15 protein-coding genes and 1 other annotated feature are annotated in these 17,912 nt (G+C 42.8%); all 15 genes read right to left on the reverse strand.

Going from position 1 to position 17,912, the window contains the following annotated elements:
- Nucleotides 1-14 precede the first annotated feature (14 nt).
- The gene (rplC, locus tag CSV74_RS08775) at nt 15-644 is read right to left on the reverse strand and encodes a 50S ribosomal protein L3 (protein ID WP_029053277.1); all 630 of its coding nucleotides are present in this window, start codon (nt 642-644) and stop codon (nt 15-17) included.
- A gap of 37 nt (nt 645-681) precedes the next feature.
- Nucleotides 682-990 carry a 30S ribosomal protein S10 gene (gene rpsJ, locus CSV74_RS08780; RefSeq protein WP_029053278.1) on the reverse strand — a complete coding sequence of 103 codons (309 nt, stop codon included), beginning with the start codon at nt 988-990 and terminating at the stop codon, nt 682-684.
- Nucleotides 991-1,352: 362 nt separating this feature from the next.
- Nucleotides 1,353-2,540, reverse strand: coding sequence for an elongation factor Tu (gene tuf / locus CSV74_RS08785; protein WP_029053279.1), 1,188 nt, complete (start codon nt 2,538-2,540; stop codon nt 1,353-1,355).
- A 117-nt stretch (nt 2,541-2,657) separates the two neighbouring features.
- Nucleotides 2,658-4,736 (reverse strand): elongation factor G, encoded by a 2,079-nt coding sequence (gene fusA, locus CSV74_RS08790; RefSeq protein WP_099691362.1) that lies wholly within the window; start codon nt 4,734-4,736, stop codon nt 2,658-2,660.
- A gap of 47 nt (nt 4,737-4,783) precedes the next feature.
- Nucleotides 4,784-5,254 (reverse strand): 30S ribosomal protein S7, encoded by a 471-nt coding sequence (rpsG, locus tag CSV74_RS08795; protein ID WP_029053281.1) that lies wholly within the window; start codon nt 5,252-5,254, stop codon nt 4,784-4,786.
- Between the two features lie 35 nt (nt 5,255-5,289).
- Nucleotides 5,290-5,709, reverse strand: a complete 420-nt coding sequence (gene rpsL, locus CSV74_RS08800; protein ID WP_029053282.1) for a 30S ribosomal protein S12 — start codon at nt 5,707-5,709, stop codon at nt 5,290-5,292.
- A 297-nt stretch (nt 5,710-6,006) separates the two neighbouring features.
- Complete coding sequence (gene rpoC / locus CSV74_RS08805) at nt 6,007-9,600, reverse strand: DNA-directed RNA polymerase subunit beta' (RefSeq protein WP_099691363.1); 3,594 nt, start codon at nt 9,598-9,600, stop codon at nt 6,007-6,009.
- Nucleotides 9,601-10,024: 424 nt separating this feature from the next.
- Nucleotides 10,025-13,570, reverse strand: coding sequence for a DNA-directed RNA polymerase subunit beta (gene rpoB, locus CSV74_RS08810; RefSeq protein ID WP_198040307.1), 3,546 nt, complete (start codon nt 13,568-13,570; stop codon nt 10,025-10,027).
- Nucleotides 13,571-13,791: 221 nt separating this feature from the next.
- Nucleotides 13,792-14,394, reverse strand: coding sequence for a class I SAM-dependent methyltransferase (locus tag CSV74_RS08815; RefSeq protein ID WP_099691364.1), 603 nt, complete (start codon nt 14,392-14,394; stop codon nt 13,792-13,794).
- A gap of 87 nt (nt 14,395-14,481) precedes the next feature.
- Nucleotides 14,482-14,841: a 50S ribosomal protein L7/L12 gene (gene rplL / locus CSV74_RS08820; protein WP_029053286.1), complete on the reverse strand. Its 360-nt coding sequence runs from the start codon at nt 14,839-14,841 to the stop codon at nt 14,482-14,484.
- A 67-nt stretch (nt 14,842-14,908) separates the two neighbouring features.
- A complete protein-coding gene (gene rplJ / locus CSV74_RS08825; RefSeq protein ID WP_029053287.1) occupies nt 14,909-15,409 on the reverse strand; it encodes a 50S ribosomal protein L10 in 501 nt (166 codons plus the stop codon).
- 30 nt (nt 15,410-15,439) lie between these two features.
- Nucleotides 15,440-15,578 (reverse strand) — a sequence feature (ribosomal protein L10 leader region).
- Nucleotides 15,579-15,618: 40 nt separating this feature from the next.
- Nucleotides 15,619-16,320: a 50S ribosomal protein L1 gene (gene rplA / locus CSV74_RS08830; protein WP_029053288.1), complete on the reverse strand. Its 702-nt coding sequence runs from the start codon at nt 16,318-16,320 to the stop codon at nt 15,619-15,621.
- 121 nt (nt 16,321-16,441) lie between these two features.
- The gene (gene rplK, locus CSV74_RS08835) at nt 16,442-16,867 is read right to left on the reverse strand and encodes a 50S ribosomal protein L11 (RefSeq protein ID WP_029053289.1); all 426 of its coding nucleotides are present in this window, start codon (nt 16,865-16,867) and stop codon (nt 16,442-16,444) included.
- A gap of 170 nt (nt 16,868-17,037) precedes the next feature.
- Complete coding sequence (gene nusG / locus CSV74_RS08840) at nt 17,038-17,574, reverse strand: transcription termination/antitermination protein NusG (RefSeq protein ID WP_099691387.1); 537 nt, start codon at nt 17,572-17,574, stop codon at nt 17,038-17,040.
- A gap of 107 nt (nt 17,575-17,681) precedes the next feature.
- Nucleotides 17,682-17,867, reverse strand: a complete 186-nt coding sequence (gene secE, locus CSV74_RS08845; protein ID WP_029053291.1) for a preprotein translocase subunit SecE — start codon at nt 17,865-17,867, stop codon at nt 17,682-17,684.
- Nucleotides 17,868-17,912 lie beyond the last annotated feature (45 nt).

A 17,912-nucleotide genomic window follows, 5' to 3' on the forward strand; every position in this document is an offset into this window, starting at 1 on the left:
CCTTTCTGTTTTACTCAGTTTCCTTTGATAGCACTTTTCACTTGTACAAGTGATTTACGAGCTCCAGGAACGTTACCTTTTACTAATAACAAGTTGCGCTCAGCGTCAACTCGAACTATTTCAACGTTTTGGATCGTTACTGTTTTGCCACCAGTACGTCCAGGTAGTTTTTTTCCTTTGAATACGCGTTGTGCATCGACTGCTCCAAGTGAACCTGGCGCGCGATGGAAACGTGATCCGTGAGTCATTGGTCCACGTGAGTAACCGTGGCGCTTAATAACACCTTGGAATCCTTTACCTTTTGAAACTCCTGTAATGTCTACTACTTCGCCTTCTGCGAATGTATCGACTTTGACTTCCTGACCAACTTCGTATGCACTAACGTCAGCTCCGCGAACTTCGCGAATGAAGCGCTTAGGTGCAGTGTTAGCTTTTGCTACGTGGCCTTGTTCAGGCTTGTTTGAAAGCTTTTCACGTTTATCATCAAATCCTAGTTGGATTGACTCGTAGCCGTCTGTTTCTATTGTCTTCTTTTGAAGAACAACGTTTGGAGCAGCTTCAATCACTGTTACTGGGATTAGATCGCCGTTTTCAGCAAATACTTGCGTCATTCCGACTTTTCTTCCTAAGATTCCTTTGGTCATTAGTCACACCTCCTGTAATATTGTTTAATTTTATGTTTTATAGTTTAATTTCGATGTCGACGCCTGACGGTAGATCAAGCTTCATAAGTGCATCCACCGTTTGTGGCGTTGGATTCACGATATCAATTAAACGTTTGTGTGTACGCATTTCAAATTGCTCACGTGAATCTTTATATACGTGAACAGAACGCAATACCGTGTAAACTGATCTTTCAGTTGGCAACGGAATTGGACCTGAAACACTAGCTCCAGAACGTTTAGCCGTTTCAACAATCTTTTCAGCTGACTGATCGATCATTCTGTGATCGTAAGCTTTTAATCTAATACGAATCTTTTGTTTTGCCATTACTTTCCCTCCCTTTCGCCTATTTTCTAGACAATTCTCCACGAAAATTTTCCTTACACGCGCCATGGCAAAGCGGCCGGGTGTATCGGTAACCTCTCGCTTCATCGCAGTCAAAGACCAACATTCAACATTATACATAATATAAAAGGATTGTGCAACCCTTTTGAAGAAATTAGTTTAACTTTTAATCCGTTTACTATCCTACCATCTTTCCTCGCGATTTGCACGTGATTTGAAATCCACTTATAAAACTTTGTTCACAATTCCCTATAAAACGTTTTGAAACACTTTTCGATATATGTCGTTAACTTTAGTCTAACGAGAATCAAAAAATCCCGCCTCAAGGGCGGGATCCAAACAAATTATTTTGTGATTGTTGCTACAACGCCAGCTCCAACTGTACGTCCACCTTCACGGATTGAGAATTTAGTACCTTCTTCAATCGCGATAGGAGAAATAAGTTCAACTGTCATTTCAACGTTATCCCCAGGCATAACCATTTCTACGCCTTCAGGAAGTTGAATGATACCTGTTACGTCAGTTGTACGGAAGTAGAACTGAGGACGGTAGTTTGAGAAGAATGGAGTGTGACGTCCACCTTCTTCTTTTGATAGAACATAAACTTCAGATTTGAACTGAGTGTGTGGAGTGATTGTACCTGGCTTAGCAAGAACTTGTCCACGCTCAATATCTTCACGAGCTACACCACGAAGAAGAGCTCCGATGTTATCGCCAGCTTCTGCATAGTCAAGAAGCTTACGGAACATTTCTACACCTGTTACAGTTGTAGATTTTGGTTCTTCAGCAAGACCGATGATGTCAACAACATCTCCGACTTTAACTACTCCACGCTCAACACGTCCTGTTGCTACTGTACCACGGCCTGTGATTGAGAATACGTCCTCAACTGGCATCATGAATGGCTTTTCAGTGTCGCGTGTTGGAGTTGGGATATAGTCATCTACAGCTTGCATAAGTTCGATGATTTTTTCTTCCCACTCAGGCTCTCCTTCAAGAGCTTTAAGAGCTGAACCTTTGATTACTGGAATGTCATCACCAGGGAAGTCATACTCAGAAAGAAGTTCGCGAATTTCCATCTCTACTAATTCAAGTAGTTCTTCGTCATCTACCATGTCACATTTGTTCATGAAGACAACTAGGTAAGGAACACCTACTTGACGAGAAAGAAGGATGTGCTCACGTGTTTGTGGCATCGGGCCGTCAGCAGCAGATACTACTAGGATTCCGCCGTCCATTTGTGCAGCACCAGTGATCATGTTTTTAACATAGTCAGCGTGACCCGGGCAGTCAACGTGTGCGTAGTGACGCTTGTCAGTTTCGTATTCTACGTGTGAAGTACTGATTGTAATTCCACGCTCTTTTTCTTCAGGTGCGTTATCAACGTCAGCGTATGACTTTGCTTCTCCACCTTGTGCTTTAGAAAGAACTGTTGCGATTGCAGCAGTCAAAGTTGTTTTACCATGGTCAACGTGACCAATTGTTCCTACGTTTGCGTGCTCCTTGGAGCGGTCGAATTTTTCTTTAGCCATTTTAGAGGTCCTCCCTTAATTTGAACAAGTTTAGTTTTTTAGCATGGAAGCCGAAAGCGTCCCCTCGACTATCCATATCTTACAAGTATTACTTATAGGAAACAAGGATGAACTTGATTATTCACCTTTGTTTTTCTTGATTACTTCTTCAGCAATAGATTTTGGAAGCTCTTCATAGTGATCAAACACCATTGAGAATACTCCTCGTCCTTGCGTGTTTGAACGTAGAGATGTTGCATAACCGAACATTTCAGCAAGTGGAACCATGGCACGAACTACTTGTGCGTTACCACGAGCTTCCATACCTTCTACACGGCCACGGCGTGATGTAATGTCACCCATGATATCGCCCATGTACTCTTCCGGAATGATAACTTCTACTCTCATTGTCGGTTCAAGAATTACAGGATTACATTTCGATGCAGCATTTTTCAAAGCCATTGACGCAGCGATCTTAAATGCCATCTCGTTGGAGTCAACGTCATGGTAAGATCCGTCAAACAGGCGTGCTTTGACATCAATTAAAGGATATCCAGCTAAAATACCGTTATCTAATGAATCACGAACTCCTGCTTCAACTGCTGGGATGTATTCACGAGGAACAGATCCACCAACAACATTATTCACGAATTCGAAACCTTTACCTTCTTCGTTTGGACCAAATTCGATCCATACGTGACCAAACTGTCCACGTCCACCTGATTGACGAACGAATTTACCTTCGACTTCAGCTGACTGACGGAATGTTTCGCGGTAAGAAACTTGTGGTGCACCCACGTTTGCTTCCACTTTAAATTCACGACGTAGACGGTCGACGATAATATCCAAGTGAAGCTCACCCATACCTGCGATGATTACTTCTCCTGTTTCTTGATCTGTGTGCGCACGGAATGTTGGATCTTCTTCTTGTAACTTACCAAGAGCTTGACCCATTTTATCTTGGTCTGCTTTTGTTTTTGGTTCGATTGCTACAGAGATAACTGGCTCAGGGAATTCCATTGATTCAAGAATGATCAATTGTTTCTCGTCACATAATGTGTCTCCAGTAGTTGTATCTTTCAAACCAACAGCAGCAGCAATTTCACCCGCGTGAACTTCAGAAATCTCTTCACGGCTGTTTGCGTGCATTTGTAGGATACGTCCTACGCGCTCACGCTTGCCTTTTGTAGAGTTTGTTACATAAGAACCCGCTTGAAGAATTCCTGAGTAGATACGGAAGAATGTAAGCTTCCCTACGTAAGGATCAGTCATAACTTTAAATGCCAAAGCGGAGAATGGTGCTTCATCAGTTGACTCACGCACTTCATCTTGTTCAGTTTCTGGGTTAAAGCCCATCATAGGTGGTACATCAAGTGGTGATGGTAAGTAGTCTACTACCGCATCTAGTACTAGTTGTACACCTTTGTTTTTGAAAGCAGTACCACAAACAACAGGGTAGAATTCTACAGCCAACGTAGCTTTACGAATAGCTGTTGTAATTTCTTCTGTTGTAAGCTCTTCGCCGCCAAGATATTTTTCCATAAGATCTTCATCGAAATCTACAATAGCTTCAATTAGGCTCTCACGGTATTTTTTAGCTAGTTCAAGATGTTCAGCAGGAATTTCTTCCACTGTAATATCTGTTCCTAGATCGTTTGGATACATAGTTGCCTTCATTTCGATTAAGTCGATAATTCCTGAGAAGTTATCTTCCGCACCGATCGGCAATTGAATAGGGTGTGCATTCGCTTGTAGGCGTTCACGTAGTGTTCCTACTGAATAAAGGAAATCAGCACCTGTCTTATCCATTTTGTTTACGAATACGAGACGTGGTACTTTGTAGTTTGTCGCCTGGCGCCAAACTGTCTCTGTTTGCGGTTCAACCCCTGATTGTGCATCAAGTACCGCTACAGCACCATCCAATACACGAAGTGAACGTTCAACTTCAACTGTGAAGTCTACGTGTCCAGGTGTATCAATGATGTTTACGCGGTGACCTTTCCATGCTGCTGTTGTAGCAGCAGAAGTAATCGTAATTCCGCGTTCTTGCTCTTGCTCCATCCAGTCCATTTGTGATGCACCTTCGTGCGTTTCACCAATCTTGTGGATTTTACCTGTGTAAAAAAGGATCCGCTCTGTTGTCGTTGTCTTACCAGCGTCAATGTGAGCCATGATACCAATGTTACGAGTATTCTCTAGTGAGAACTCTCTAGCCATTTTGTAATCTCCTTCCGTTTCGGATTACTGCTATTGTTTATCCGACCTTACCAGCGATAGTGAGCGAATGCTCTGTTGGCTTCAGCCATTTTATGCATTTCTTCACGGCGTTTAACAGAAGCACCTGTGTTGTTTGATGCATCAAGAATTTCGTTCGCTAGACGTTCCTCCATTGTTTTCTCTCCACGTGTACGTGAATAGTTTACAAGGTAACGAAGGCCTAGAGTAGAACGACGTTCAGGGCGTACTTCAACCGGTACTTGATAGTTAGCTCCACCTACACGGCGAGCGCGCACTTCAAGAACTGGCATTACATTATTTAAAGCTGCTTCGAATACTTCAATTGGCTCTTGTCCAGAACGTTCTTTAACAATTTCGAACGCTCCATAAAGAATCTTTTGAGAAGTACCTTTCTTACCGTCTACCATCATTTTGTTGATAAGGCGGCTTACAAGCTTGGAATTATAAATCGGATCAGGTAGTACATCACGTTTTGTTACAGGACCTTTACGAGGCATAATTAGTTCCTCCTTTCAATATTGTTAGTTTTGTATTACTTCTTAACTTTAGGCTTTTTAGCTCCATACATCGAACGGCTTTGCATACGGCCAGTAACTCCAGCTGTATCAAGTGCTCCACGTACGATATGGTAACGAACACCCGGTAAGTCTTTTACGCGTCCTCCGCGGATTAGTACCACACTGTGTTCTTGCAAGTTGTGGCCTTCACCTGGAATATATGCGTTTACTTCCAATGTATTAGTTAAACGAACACGAGCATACTTACGTAGTGCCGAGTTCGGCTTCTTAGGAGTCATAGTACCAACACGTGTACAAACACCTCTTTTTTGTGGTGAGTTCACGTTTGTCATAGACTTTTTAAAGCTGTTATAGCTTTTTCCTAGAGCCGGTGACTTAGAGTTTTCCGACTTCGATTTACGAGGTTTACGGACTAATTGATTAATTGTAGGCATCAGGTTGTTCCTCCTTCCGAGTTTTTTATAATACCACACACCCAGGTGGTTCATTTTTAAGTAAAAACAAAGTTCTTGTGCGTGCACACACAAAAACGGGTGACAGTAACTCCAGAGATCTCTGCTTACTGTAATTTTATAATGATGATTGCTTATCGCCTTGCACTTATTCAAAAGAACGTTTTTTCTTTTTGAAAAGTTAACGGTCAACAACTATCAACCTTTTGTATATTATCATCTCAACAGTGACTTGTCAACAAATTTAAGAAATAAACGGGAACGATGTCCCGTTTATTTTTATTCTGCTGTAATAGTCTCTTCTACTTCATCACGTTGCATTGTAATTTGGCGGTATCTCTGCATTCCAGTACCTGCAGGGACCAATTTACCAATAATGACGTTTTCTTTCAGTCCTAGCAACTCATCTGTTTTACCTTTAATCGCTGCATCAGTAAGAACTCTAGTTGTTTCTTGGAACGATGCGGCCGACAAGAATGATTCAGTTTCAAGTGAAGCTTTCGTAATTCCGAGAATTACCGGACGTGAAGTAGCCGGGACTTTACCTGCTAACAACACTTTTGCGTTCGCTTCAGAGAATTGGTGGATATCCAGTAATGAACCTGGAAGAAGATCAGTATCTCCCGCTTCAATCACCCGGACTTTACGAAGCATTTGGCGTACCATTACTTCAACGTGCTTATCACCAATTTCTACACCTTGCATTCGATAAACTTTTTGAACTTCTTTCAACAGATACTCTTGTACAGTGGAAACGTCTTTTATTACGATTAATTGTTTAGGGTCAATAGAACCTTCTGTAATCGTTTGTCCACGCTCAACCATATCGCCTACTTCTACGCTTAAACGCGCATTGTACAACGTAGGGTATTTACGTGTTTCGACTTCACCTTCAATAGTAATCTCTTTCATGCCTTCACGGATTTCATCAATTTCAATAACAGTACCTGCAATTTCAGAAATAACCGCTACACCTTTCGGATTCCGGGATTCGAAAATCTCCTGAATACGTGGAAGACCTTGTGTAATATCATCTCCGGCTACTCCACCTGTGTGGAATGTACGCATCGTTAACTGTGTTCCTGGTTCTCCGATAGATTGTGCTGCAATGATTCCCACTGCTTCTCCAACTTCTACCGTTTCTCCAGTAGCTAAGTTGATGCCGTAACATTTTTTACATACGCCGTGTTTCGTATTACATGTAAACGCAGAGCGAATCGTCACTTCTTCGATACCGGCTTGAATTACTACGTTCGCTATGTCCGCAGTAATTAAACCGTTTTTCGCCAGAATGACTTCACCTGTTTCAGGATGCTTAATCGTCTTCTTCGTATGACGACCTTCAATCCGCTCAAACAATGTTTCGATCATTTCATTTCCTTCGGTTAATGCAGTGATGGCTAGACCGCGGTCTGTTCCGCAATCTTCTTCACGAACAATAACGTCTTGCGCTACGTCTACGAGACGACGAGTCAAGTAACCTGAGTCAGCTGTCTTCAGTGCTGTATCGGCAAGACCTTTACGCGCACCGTGTGTCGAGATAAAGTACTCGAGTACCGTCAGTCCTTCACGGAAAGAAGACTTAATTGGAAGCTCGATAATCCGTCCAGCCGGGTTGGCCATTAGTCCACGCATACCAGCAAGTTGTGTAAAGTTTGATGCGTTACCACGTGCTCCAGAGTCACTCATCATGAAGATTGGGTTTTCAATATCCAATGAATCCATTAGCTTATTCTGGATGACGTCTTTCGCATGGCTCCAATAAGAGATGACACGATCATATCGCTCTTCTTCGGTAATCAAACCGCGTCGGAACTGTTGCGTGACTTTATCAACTTTCCCTTGCGCTTCATGAAGAATCTCTTCTTTATTCGGCAAGACCACAATATCGGAAATACCGATCGTGATTCCAGCGCGAGTAGAATATTTAAATCCTAGGTTTTTCATTCTATCCAACATTCTAGAAGTTTCTGTAATGTGGAAGCGACGGAAGATTTCCGCGATAATTTCCCCAAGGATTGCTTTTTTGAATGGAGTGATTAATTCCGCTTCTTGCAAGTGTTCCTTAACATTAACTGTACCGTCTATGAAATACTTCCCAGGCGTTTCCACTTGTAAATTTTCATTCGTCGGTTCGTTAATGTACGGGAACGTTTCCGGTAAAATCTCGTTGAAAATGATTTTACCTACCGTCGTTAACAACAGCTGACTATTTTGCTTATCCGTAAACGTTGGATTGTTAATACTGCCAGCCTGAACCGCGATGCGGGAATGCAAGTGAACGTGCCCTGTTTGATAGGCGATTAACGCTTCATTCGGATCACTGAACACAGAGCCTTCTCCAGCTGCGTTTTTACGCTCGACTGTTAAGTAATAGTTTCCAAGTACCATATCCTGTGAAGGAGTAACAACCGGTTTCCCGTCTTTCGGGTTCAAAATATTTTGAGCAGCTAGCATCAATAGACGCGCTTCAGCTTGTGCTTCAGCAGATAGCGGTACGTGAACAGCCATTTGGTCACCATCGAAGTCAGCGTTATATGCTGTACATACGAGCGGGTGCAACGTAATAGCGCGTCCTTCAACCAGTATCGGTTCGAACGCCTGGATTCCCAGACGGTGAAGTGTCGGTGCCCGGTTAAGAAGTACTGGGTGTTCTTTGATGACGTCTTCTAGTACATCCCATACTTCAGAATGAAGACGTTCAATCTTACGTTTCGCACTCTTAATGTTATGTGCCAAGTTGCGTTCTACTAATTCTTTCATAACGAACGGCTTAAATAGCTCGATCGCCATTTCCTTAGGCAGACCACATTGGTACATTTTCAAGTTAGGGCCTACTACGATAACCGAACGACCAGAATAGTCTACACGTTTACCAAGTAAGTTCTGACGGAAACGCCCTTGCTTACCTTTTAGCATATGAGAAAGGGATTTCAATGGACGGTTACCCGGACCCGTTACAGGTCTTCCACGACGGCCATTGTCTACAAGTGCATCGACTGCCTCTTGAAGCATACGCTTCTCGTTCTGAACGATGATGCCAGGCGCTCCCAGATCCAATAGTCGCTTTAGGCGGTTGTTCCGGTTAATAACCCTACGATAAAGATCATTCAAATCAGATGTTGCAAAACGTCCACCATCTAGCTGTACCATTGGACGCAATTCAGGAGGAATGACAGGAAGTACTTCCAATACCATCCATTCCGGACGGTTTCCGGAGTTACGGAACGATTCCACAACTTCCAGACGTCGGATTGCGCGTGTACGACGCTGACCTTGTACTGTTTTCAACTCTTCTTTTAATGAATCTGTTTCTTTATCCAAGTCGATTGCGCGAAGTAGTTGCTCGATTGCTTCCGCTCCCATTGCAGCTTGGAATTTAGAGCCGTACTTTTCACGGTATAGGCGGTATTCTTTTTCAGAAAGCAATTGCTTGCGCTCAAGTGGCGTATCTGCCGGTTCGACAACTACGTAAGACGCGAAGTAGATAATCTCTTCCAACGCACGTGGTGTCATGTCCAGAATCAAGCCCATACGGCTAGGAATTCCTTTGAAGTACCAAATATGCGTTACAGGTGCTGCAAGCTCGATGTGACCCATTCGTTCACGACGTACTTTTTGACGCGTTACTTCTACTCCACAACGATCACAGACGACGCCCTTATAACGAACTCGCTTATATTTACCACAGTGACATTCCCAGTCTTTCGTTGGACCGAATATTCTCTCGCAGAACAATCCGTCTTTCTCCGGTTTTAGTGTACGGTAATTAATAGTTTCAGGTTTTTTCACTTCTCCATACGACCAAGAACGAATCTTGTCAGGTGAAGCAAGGCCAATTTTCATATACTCAAAATTATTAACATCTATCAAGGAGCCAACCTCCCTTTAGTCTAATCGCCATAACGGCTTATCAGTCAACTTAACTTGTAGTAGTGCATTCACGTAAGACGTTCGTCTTACTGAATAGAATAGAAGAGGGTGCTCGAAGCCCTCTTCTATTCATTTTTGTTTGTTTTTTTATATTTCAGATCAGCGCTTTTCGCTTTAGGTGACATCTAGCTACAAGCGCCAGCCTCTCGGGTCGTTTCAGGATACCTTCGAAAGGAAAGTGCCCCTTTCGCTGCTATCCTTCCAACGCCTGTCGAGGCTAAGCGGCGCTTTTCGCCTTAGGTCACATCTAGCTACAAGCGCCAGCCTCTCGGGTCGTTTCAGGATACCTTCGAAAGGAAAGTGCCCCTTTCGTTGCTATCCTTCCAACGCCTGTCTAGGCTAATCGGCGCTTTTCGCTTTTATTTTAGGCGATCGGTTGATCTTCTTTCATCAAGTTCAATGCGTCAGTTGGTTGCAAGTCTTCTTCATCGTCTAGATCACGAAGCTCAATTTCCTCAAAGTCTTCCGTCAACATTTTCACGTCTAATCCTAAACTCTGAAGTTCTTTGATTAGTACTTTGAATGATTCCGGCACCCCTGGTTGAGGTACGCTATCGCCTTTGACAATCGCTTCATATGTTTTCACACGACCTACGACGTCATCAGATTTGACTGTTAAGATTTCTTGCAATGTATAAGCGGCACCATAAGCTTCTAGTGCCCATACTTCCATTTCCCCGAAACGCTGTCCACCGAACTGTGCTTTACCGCCAAGTGGCTGCTGTGTAACGAGTGAGTATGGTCCAGTAGAACGCGCGTGCAATTTATCATCTACCATGTGGGCAAGTTTGATCAAGTACATAACTCCGACTGATACGCGGTTATCAAATGGTTCACCTGAACGGCCATCGTATAGCATAGTTTTACCGTCACGGTTCATACCAGCTTCTTCCATTGTAGCCCAAACATCTTCCTCGTTCGCACCGTCAAATACAGGAGAAGCAGTGTGAATACCTAGACTACGTGCAGCCATGCCAAGGTGCATTTCAAGGACCTGTCCGATATTCATACGTGATGGAACACCAAGTGGATTCAACATGACGTCGATCGGTGTACCGTCTGGAAGGAACGGCATTTCTGACTCAGGTAAGATACGGGAAATAACACCCTTGTTACCGTGGCGTCCTGCCATCTTATCTCCGACAGAGATTTTACGCTTCTGTACGATATATACCCGTACCAACTGGTTAACTCCTGGTGATAACTCATCGCCATCTTCACGGTTAAAGACTTTAACATCCAGAACGATTCCGCCTGCCCCGTGAGGTACACGTAATGATGTATCGCGAACTTCGCGTGCTTTTTCCCCAAAGATTGCGTGTAGAAGACGTTCTTCAGCAGTCAATTCTGTAACTCCCTTAGGCGTTACTTTACCGACCAAGATATCGCCATCGCGAACTTCTGCACCGATACGGATAATTCCTCTGTCGTCCAAGTTGCGCAATGCATCTTCTCCGACGTTTGGAATATCACGCGTGATTTCTTCTGGCCCAAGCTTTGTATCACGTGCTTCCGACTCATATTCTTCAATATGAACAGATGTGAATACATCATCTTTTACCAGACGCTCACTCATGATAATCGCATCTTCATAGTTATAGCCATCCCATGTCATGAATGCAGTTAGAACGTTACGGCCAAGCGCAAGTTCTCCCTGTTCCATCGACGGTCCGTCCGCAAGAATATCAAGCGGTTTTACACGATCGCCAACTTTGACAATCGGACGTTGGTTATAGCAAGTTCCCTGGTTCGAACGAATGAATTTGGACAAACGACAAACGACAAGGTCACCTTTGACTTCTTTTCCGCCCACTTCTTCAATACGGCGAATACGAATTTCCTTCGCTTCTACGTGTTCTACGATACCGTGGTATTTAGAAACAACAGCCGCTCCTGAATCACGTGCAGAAATATGTTCCATACCTGTACCAACAAGTGGTGCTTCAGGATTTAATAAAGGAACTGCTTGACGTTGCATGTTCGCACCCATCAACGCACGGTTAGAGTCATCATTTTCTAAGAATGGAATACATGCAGTAGCTGCTGACACAACTTGCTTAGGTGAGACGTCCATATAGTCCATTTGTTCGCGGCGGAATACAGTGTTATCCCCTTGGAAACGTCCTACCACGCCTTCATTAGTAAATGATCCGTCTTCTTCAAGCAGTGCGTTTGCTTGTGCCACTACATAGTTATCTTCAATATCTGCTGTTAGATAATCAATTTGCGAGGTAACGCGACCCGTTTCAGGATCTACTTTACGATATGGTGTTTCAATGAAACCAAATTTATTCACTTTTGCAAATGTAGACAACGAGTTAATCAGTCCAATGTTCGGCCCCTCTGGCGTTTCAATTGGACACATACGACCATAGTGAGAGTAGTGAACGTCACGAACTTCCATTCCTGCTCGTTCACGAGTCAAACCACCAGGTCCCAGTGCAGATAGACGACGCTTATGCGTCAATTCAGCCAGTGGATTTGTTTGGTCCATGAACTGAGAAAGCTGTGAACTTCCAAAAAACTCTTTAATTGATGCAATAACAGGACGGATATTGATCAATTGTTGAGGTACTATAGATTGCGTGTCATTGATGGACATTCTCTCTTTAACCACACGTTCCATACGGGAAAGACCGATACGGAATTGGTTTTGAAGTAATTCACCAACAGAACGCAAACGACGATTACCAAGATGGTCAATATCATCCGTGTTTCCTACACCATGCAAGAGGTTAAAGAAATAGCTGATAGATGCAACGATATCTGAAGGGGTAATATGCTTAATAGACTCGTCTACTTCAGCGTTGGAAATAACATTAATCACTTGTTTCTCTTCACTTTTCGGTGCGTAAATCTTTAGCGTCTGGATCACCATTGGTTCTTCCAATATAGACCCTACATGTTCGATCGACTCAGTATTGATACCTTGAGATAAAAACGGTAGTAATTTATCCAATGTACGTCGGTCGATTAGCTGATCTTTTTCCACTAAAATCTCGCCTGTTTCAGGGTCGACAAGTGTTTCAGCAGCTGTTTGATTGAACAGTCGATTTTGCAAGTGAAGCTTTTTATTCATTTTATAACGACCGACATTCGCTAGATCATAGCGCTTCGGATCGAAGAATCGTGAATACAAAAGACTTCTTGCGCTGTCTAGTGTTGGTGGCTCACCTGGACGAAGTCGCTCATAGATTTCAAGCATCGCTTTTTCTGAAGTCTCGGTATTATCTTTTTCTAATGAATTCCGTAAATATTCATTGTCACCGATTAAATCGATAATTTCTTGATCAGTAGAGAAGCCTAATGCACGTAATAAAACAGTGATTGGCAACTTACGAGTACGGTCGATACGGACATGTACTACGTCTTTTGCATCTGTTTCATACTCCAGCCACGCTCCACGGTTCGGAATAACAGTAGCGCCAAATCCACGCTTACCGTTTTTGTCCGTCTTATCATTATAGTAAACACTTGGCGAACGAACGAGCTGCGAAACGATAACACGCTCCGCTCCGTTAATAATGAACGTTCCGTTTTCAGTCATAAGCGGGAAGTCTCCCATGAAAACGTCCTGTTCCTTCACATCGCCGGTTTCTTGATTATGAAGACGTACTTTTACACGAAGTGGTGCGGCATATGTCACATCGCGCTCTTTTGATTCGTCTACTGGATATTTTGGTTCACCCAGTTTGTAATCGATAAATTCCAAAGATAAGTTACCTGTGAAATCCTGGATAGGCGAAATATCCCGGAACATTTCACGTAACCCTTCTTCTAAGAACCACTCGTAAGACGCCGTTTGAATTTCAATCAAATTCGGCAGATCGAGTACTTCTTTGATTCGCGCGAAACTTCTACGCTGACGATGTTGACCATACTGAACTAAATGACCTGTCAACTCATTCACCCCTCATTAAGACAATATTAGTTTTTTGCAAAATCAGAAATTCCGCTGTGACTTCGAAAAAACAAAAAGAAAACGAGTTCCGACAAGAGCTCATTTTCGATTTCACAATCTTTATCCAAACATCAATATGCCTTTTTCTCTAACACATCACACAAAAGGGCATACAGCTGCAATATAAATATTTATGCATTTAATAATGCTACTACACGATGTAGTTCCTGTCAATCTTTTTTAGCTACCAAAATAAAGTAGCCTTTTTTCTTGGCAACCGTATCCACATTACCAAACAACTTCTTCAAGTGACCTACCGTAGACGGAGCTCCTTGCTTCTTTTGAATGACAACCCATAATTCCCCTCCTGAAGCCAATTTCGCATAAGCGCCGTCGTAGAACGAAAACACCGTACGCTTACCTGCTCTAATAGGAGGATTTGTTATAATCGCAGCAAAATCATTTGATTGAACTTGATTGACTCCACTACTTTCATAAATTTGTACATTAGTGATCTTGTTTTGTTGGGCATTTGTTCTAGAAAGAGCCAACGCTCGCTCATTAACGTCCACCATATGGACAAGCCGTTCTGGGAAATCCGATGCAATAGACAACGCGATTGGCCCATAGCCGCAACCTATTTCCAACAAGTCTCCCCCGATGGTTGGCTCTTTAAACGTTTCGGCGAGTAATTTTGATCCTTCATCTATGCTGCCTTTACTGAATACACCAGCATCTGTTGTGAAAGAGAATACTTTATTACGAATCTCAGCTCTCCATTGCTTGGGGGCACTTGAAGCTTGAGGACTTTTTGAATAATAATGCTCTCCCATACATACACCTCCTGCGTAGAGTTACAATATCTGTATATGAAGAAAAAAGCCCGTCAAATAGACGGGCTTTTCTCAGGGAAATAGAAATTACTTAATTTCTATAGATGCGCCAACTTCTTCAAGTTTAGCCTTCATTTCTTCTGCTTCTTCTTTAGATGCTGCTTCTTTAACAGCTTTAGGAGCTTCGTCTACAAGAGCTTTAGCTTCTTTCAAGCCTAGGCCAGTGATTTCACGAACAGCTTTGATAACTTTGATCTTTTGATCTCCAGCTGATGCAAGGATTACGTCGAATTCAGTTTGCTCTTCAGCTGCTTCTGCAACTGCACCAGCTGCTGCAACTGGTGCTGCTGCTGTTACGCCGAATTCTTCTTCGATTGCTTTAACAAGGTCGTTTAGTTCAAGAATTGTCATTTCTTTAATTGCGTCTAAAATTTGTGCATTAGTCATTTTAAGTTCCTCCTGGAATGTTGTATTTAACCGGCCAATTTGTTCCGGTCACTGTCAAAATGCGAAATTAAGCACCTTGCTCTTCTTTTTGTTCTGCAACTGCTTTTGTAGCAAGTGCAAAGTTTCGTACTGGCGCTTGAAGAACGCTGAGTAGCATAGATAGTAGACCATCGCGAGATGGTAGAGTAGCCAATGCTTTCATTTCTTCAGCTGATGCAACGTTTCCTTCGATCACACCCGCTTTAATTTCAAGCTTTTCATTCTTTTTAGCAAACTCGTTTAAGATTTTAGCTGGCTCTATTACTTCTTCTGTAGAGAAAGCTATAGCGTTTGGACCTGTAAGGTTTTCGTTCAAGCCTTCTAGTCCTGCAACTACCGCCGCACGACGAACCATAGAGTTTTTATAAACTTTGAACTCGATGCCTGCTTCACGAAGTTGTTTACGCAATTCTGTAACTTGTGCAACCGTAAGACCACGGTAATCGACAACTACTACAGATGCTGCTCCTTGTAACTTCTCAGCAACTTCTGAAACTACTGCTTGTTTAGCTTCTAAAATTTTGCTCATGTTGACACCTCCTGGTAATTAGGGTCACTTATACCGATATAAAAAGCCCTCAATGTCTAAGACATGAGGGCAGAAAAGTCGTCATCTTTAAAAAAGAGCGTCTTGTCCTCGGCAGGAGCATTAAGTGGCAAGCCACACCTGCTGTCTTCGGTACAAATGGTTATCATCATAACAAGCGTAATCTTAACAGATCACTTTGTGCTTGTCAATTATTTTTTAACAGTAACGCTTGACGGATCTACTTTAACAGCAGGACCCATAGTTGTCGTAACGTTTACTGATTTCATGAATGTTCCTTTTGATGATGCTGGTTTAGCTTTTTGAATCGTATCAAAGATAGTCAAGAAGTTTTCTTCCAACTTCTCGTTGTCAAAAGATACTTTCCCGATTGGCGCGTGGATAATTCCAGCTTTGTCCGCACGGTATTCAACTTTACCTGCTTTGATTTCTTCAACAGCTTTCGTTACGTCGAATGTTACTGTGCCTGTTTTCGGGTTCGGCATAAGACCTTTTGGTCCAAGAACGCGACCAATCTTACCAACCTCACCCATCATGTCAGGTGTAGCAACGATTACGTCGAAATCGAACCAACCTTGTTGAATTTTAGCAATTAGTTCTGCGTCGCCTACGTAGTCTGCGCCTGCAGCTTCTGCTTCTTTAACTTTATCACCTTTAGCGAATACTAATACGCGTTGAGTTTTACCAGTACCGTTTGGAAGCACTACTGCTCCACGGATTTGCTGATCGTTTTTACGTGTATCAATACCAAGACGGAAAGCCACTTCAACTGTTGCATCAAAATTAGTAGTAGTTGTCTTTTTAGCAAGTTCAATTGCTTCTTGCGCAGTGTATGTAGCTGTGCGATCTACAAGCTTCGCTGCATCTACGAATTTTTTACCTCTTTTAGCCATCAGAATTTTCCTCCTCATTTGTGGTTTTAACGGATTAAACCTCCCACTTAATGAAGGCTGCGAATCTCAATCGACCGCAGCCCTCACCTTCAAACAATTGCTTTATTATGAAAAAACAAAATCAGTCTTCGATTTTGAATCCCATACTGCGAGCAGTACCTTCGACCATTGCCATCGCCGCTTCAACTGACGCCGCGTTTAAGTCTGGCATCTTTTGTTCTGCGATTTCTCTAACTTTATCACGCTTAACTGTAGCAACTTTGTTTTTATTAGGCTCACCTGAACCCTTTTGAACGTTTGCTGCAACCTTCAGCAATACTGCTGCTGGCGGAGTTTTTGTGATGAATGTAAATGAACGGTCCTCGAATACTGAGATTTCAACTGGAATAATTAGACCAGCTTGATCTGCTGTACGAGCGTTAAATTCTTTACAGAATCCCATAATGTTAACACCTGCTTGACCTAATGCCGGCCCTACCGGTGGTGCTGGATTTGCTTTACCAGCTGGAATTTGCAATTTCACTACTTTAGTAACTTTTTTAGCCACGAGACACACCTCCTTAAGTCCGTGATGTGGTCATTGGGTTGCCCCTCCCACTCAAATATGTGCCTGCCGACAATGTCGGTAGAATTGGTTAATCCGTACAGACTAAGTCTGACCTTTGAAATGATACCACCATTACACAGATTTGGCAAGTGGAAAATCCCCATTATCCATCAATCCATTTTTTCTACTTGGTCGAACGAAAGCTCCATCTTCGTTTCGCGTCCGAACATGTCGACGCTTACGACAACTTTACCTTTGTCCATTTCAGTCTCTTCCACCTTACCTTCAAAGTGAGCAAACGGCCCTTCAAGCACCGTCACACTTTCGCCTACTCCGAAATCGATATCTACGCGCTGTTCTTTTACACCCATTTGTTTTAGGATGAATTCTACTTCTTCCGGCAATAATGGAGTAGGTTTCGCTCCACCACCCGAAGAACCAATAAACCCAGTAACACCCGGCGTATTGCGCACAACGTACCAAGAGTCATCCGTCATGATCAATTCTACCAAGACATAGCCTGGAAACGTTTTACGCATAACTGTTTTCTTTTTACCGTCTTTAATATCCGTCTCTTCTTCTTCTGGAATGACGACACGGAATATTTTGTCTGACATGCCCATTGTCTCGACACGTTTTTCAAGATTAGCCTTTACTTTGTTCTCATACCCTGAGTACGTGTGCACAACGTACCAATTTTTATCCATTTCCATGACATTGAGGACTATGCGTCCGTCCCTCCCTTAAATTAAAGCTGAAAAAACCCGTTCATTCATCAAAACGGGATATTCTCACGCTATTCATACTTTATTTATTACAGATTAGTGTACCATTTCATTACTCCGGAGATACCTAGATCCACTACGAAGAAATAAACCGCCATGAAAATAACCGTCGAAATAACGACTACGGTATACTTCGTTAATTCTTTACGTTTCGGCCAGCTAACTTTCCGCATTTCCGAAACGACTTTTTTCAAAAAATCCGTAATCTTGCCCATTCTTCTCCAACCCTTCCGAATGACATAGCGTTCTGACTCAAACTC

This window comes from Sporosarcina sp. P19 (assembly GCF_002743165.1).
In the GTDB taxonomy this organism is placed as follows: Bacteria; Bacillota; Bacilli; order Bacillales_A; family Planococcaceae; genus Sporosarcina; species Sporosarcina ureae.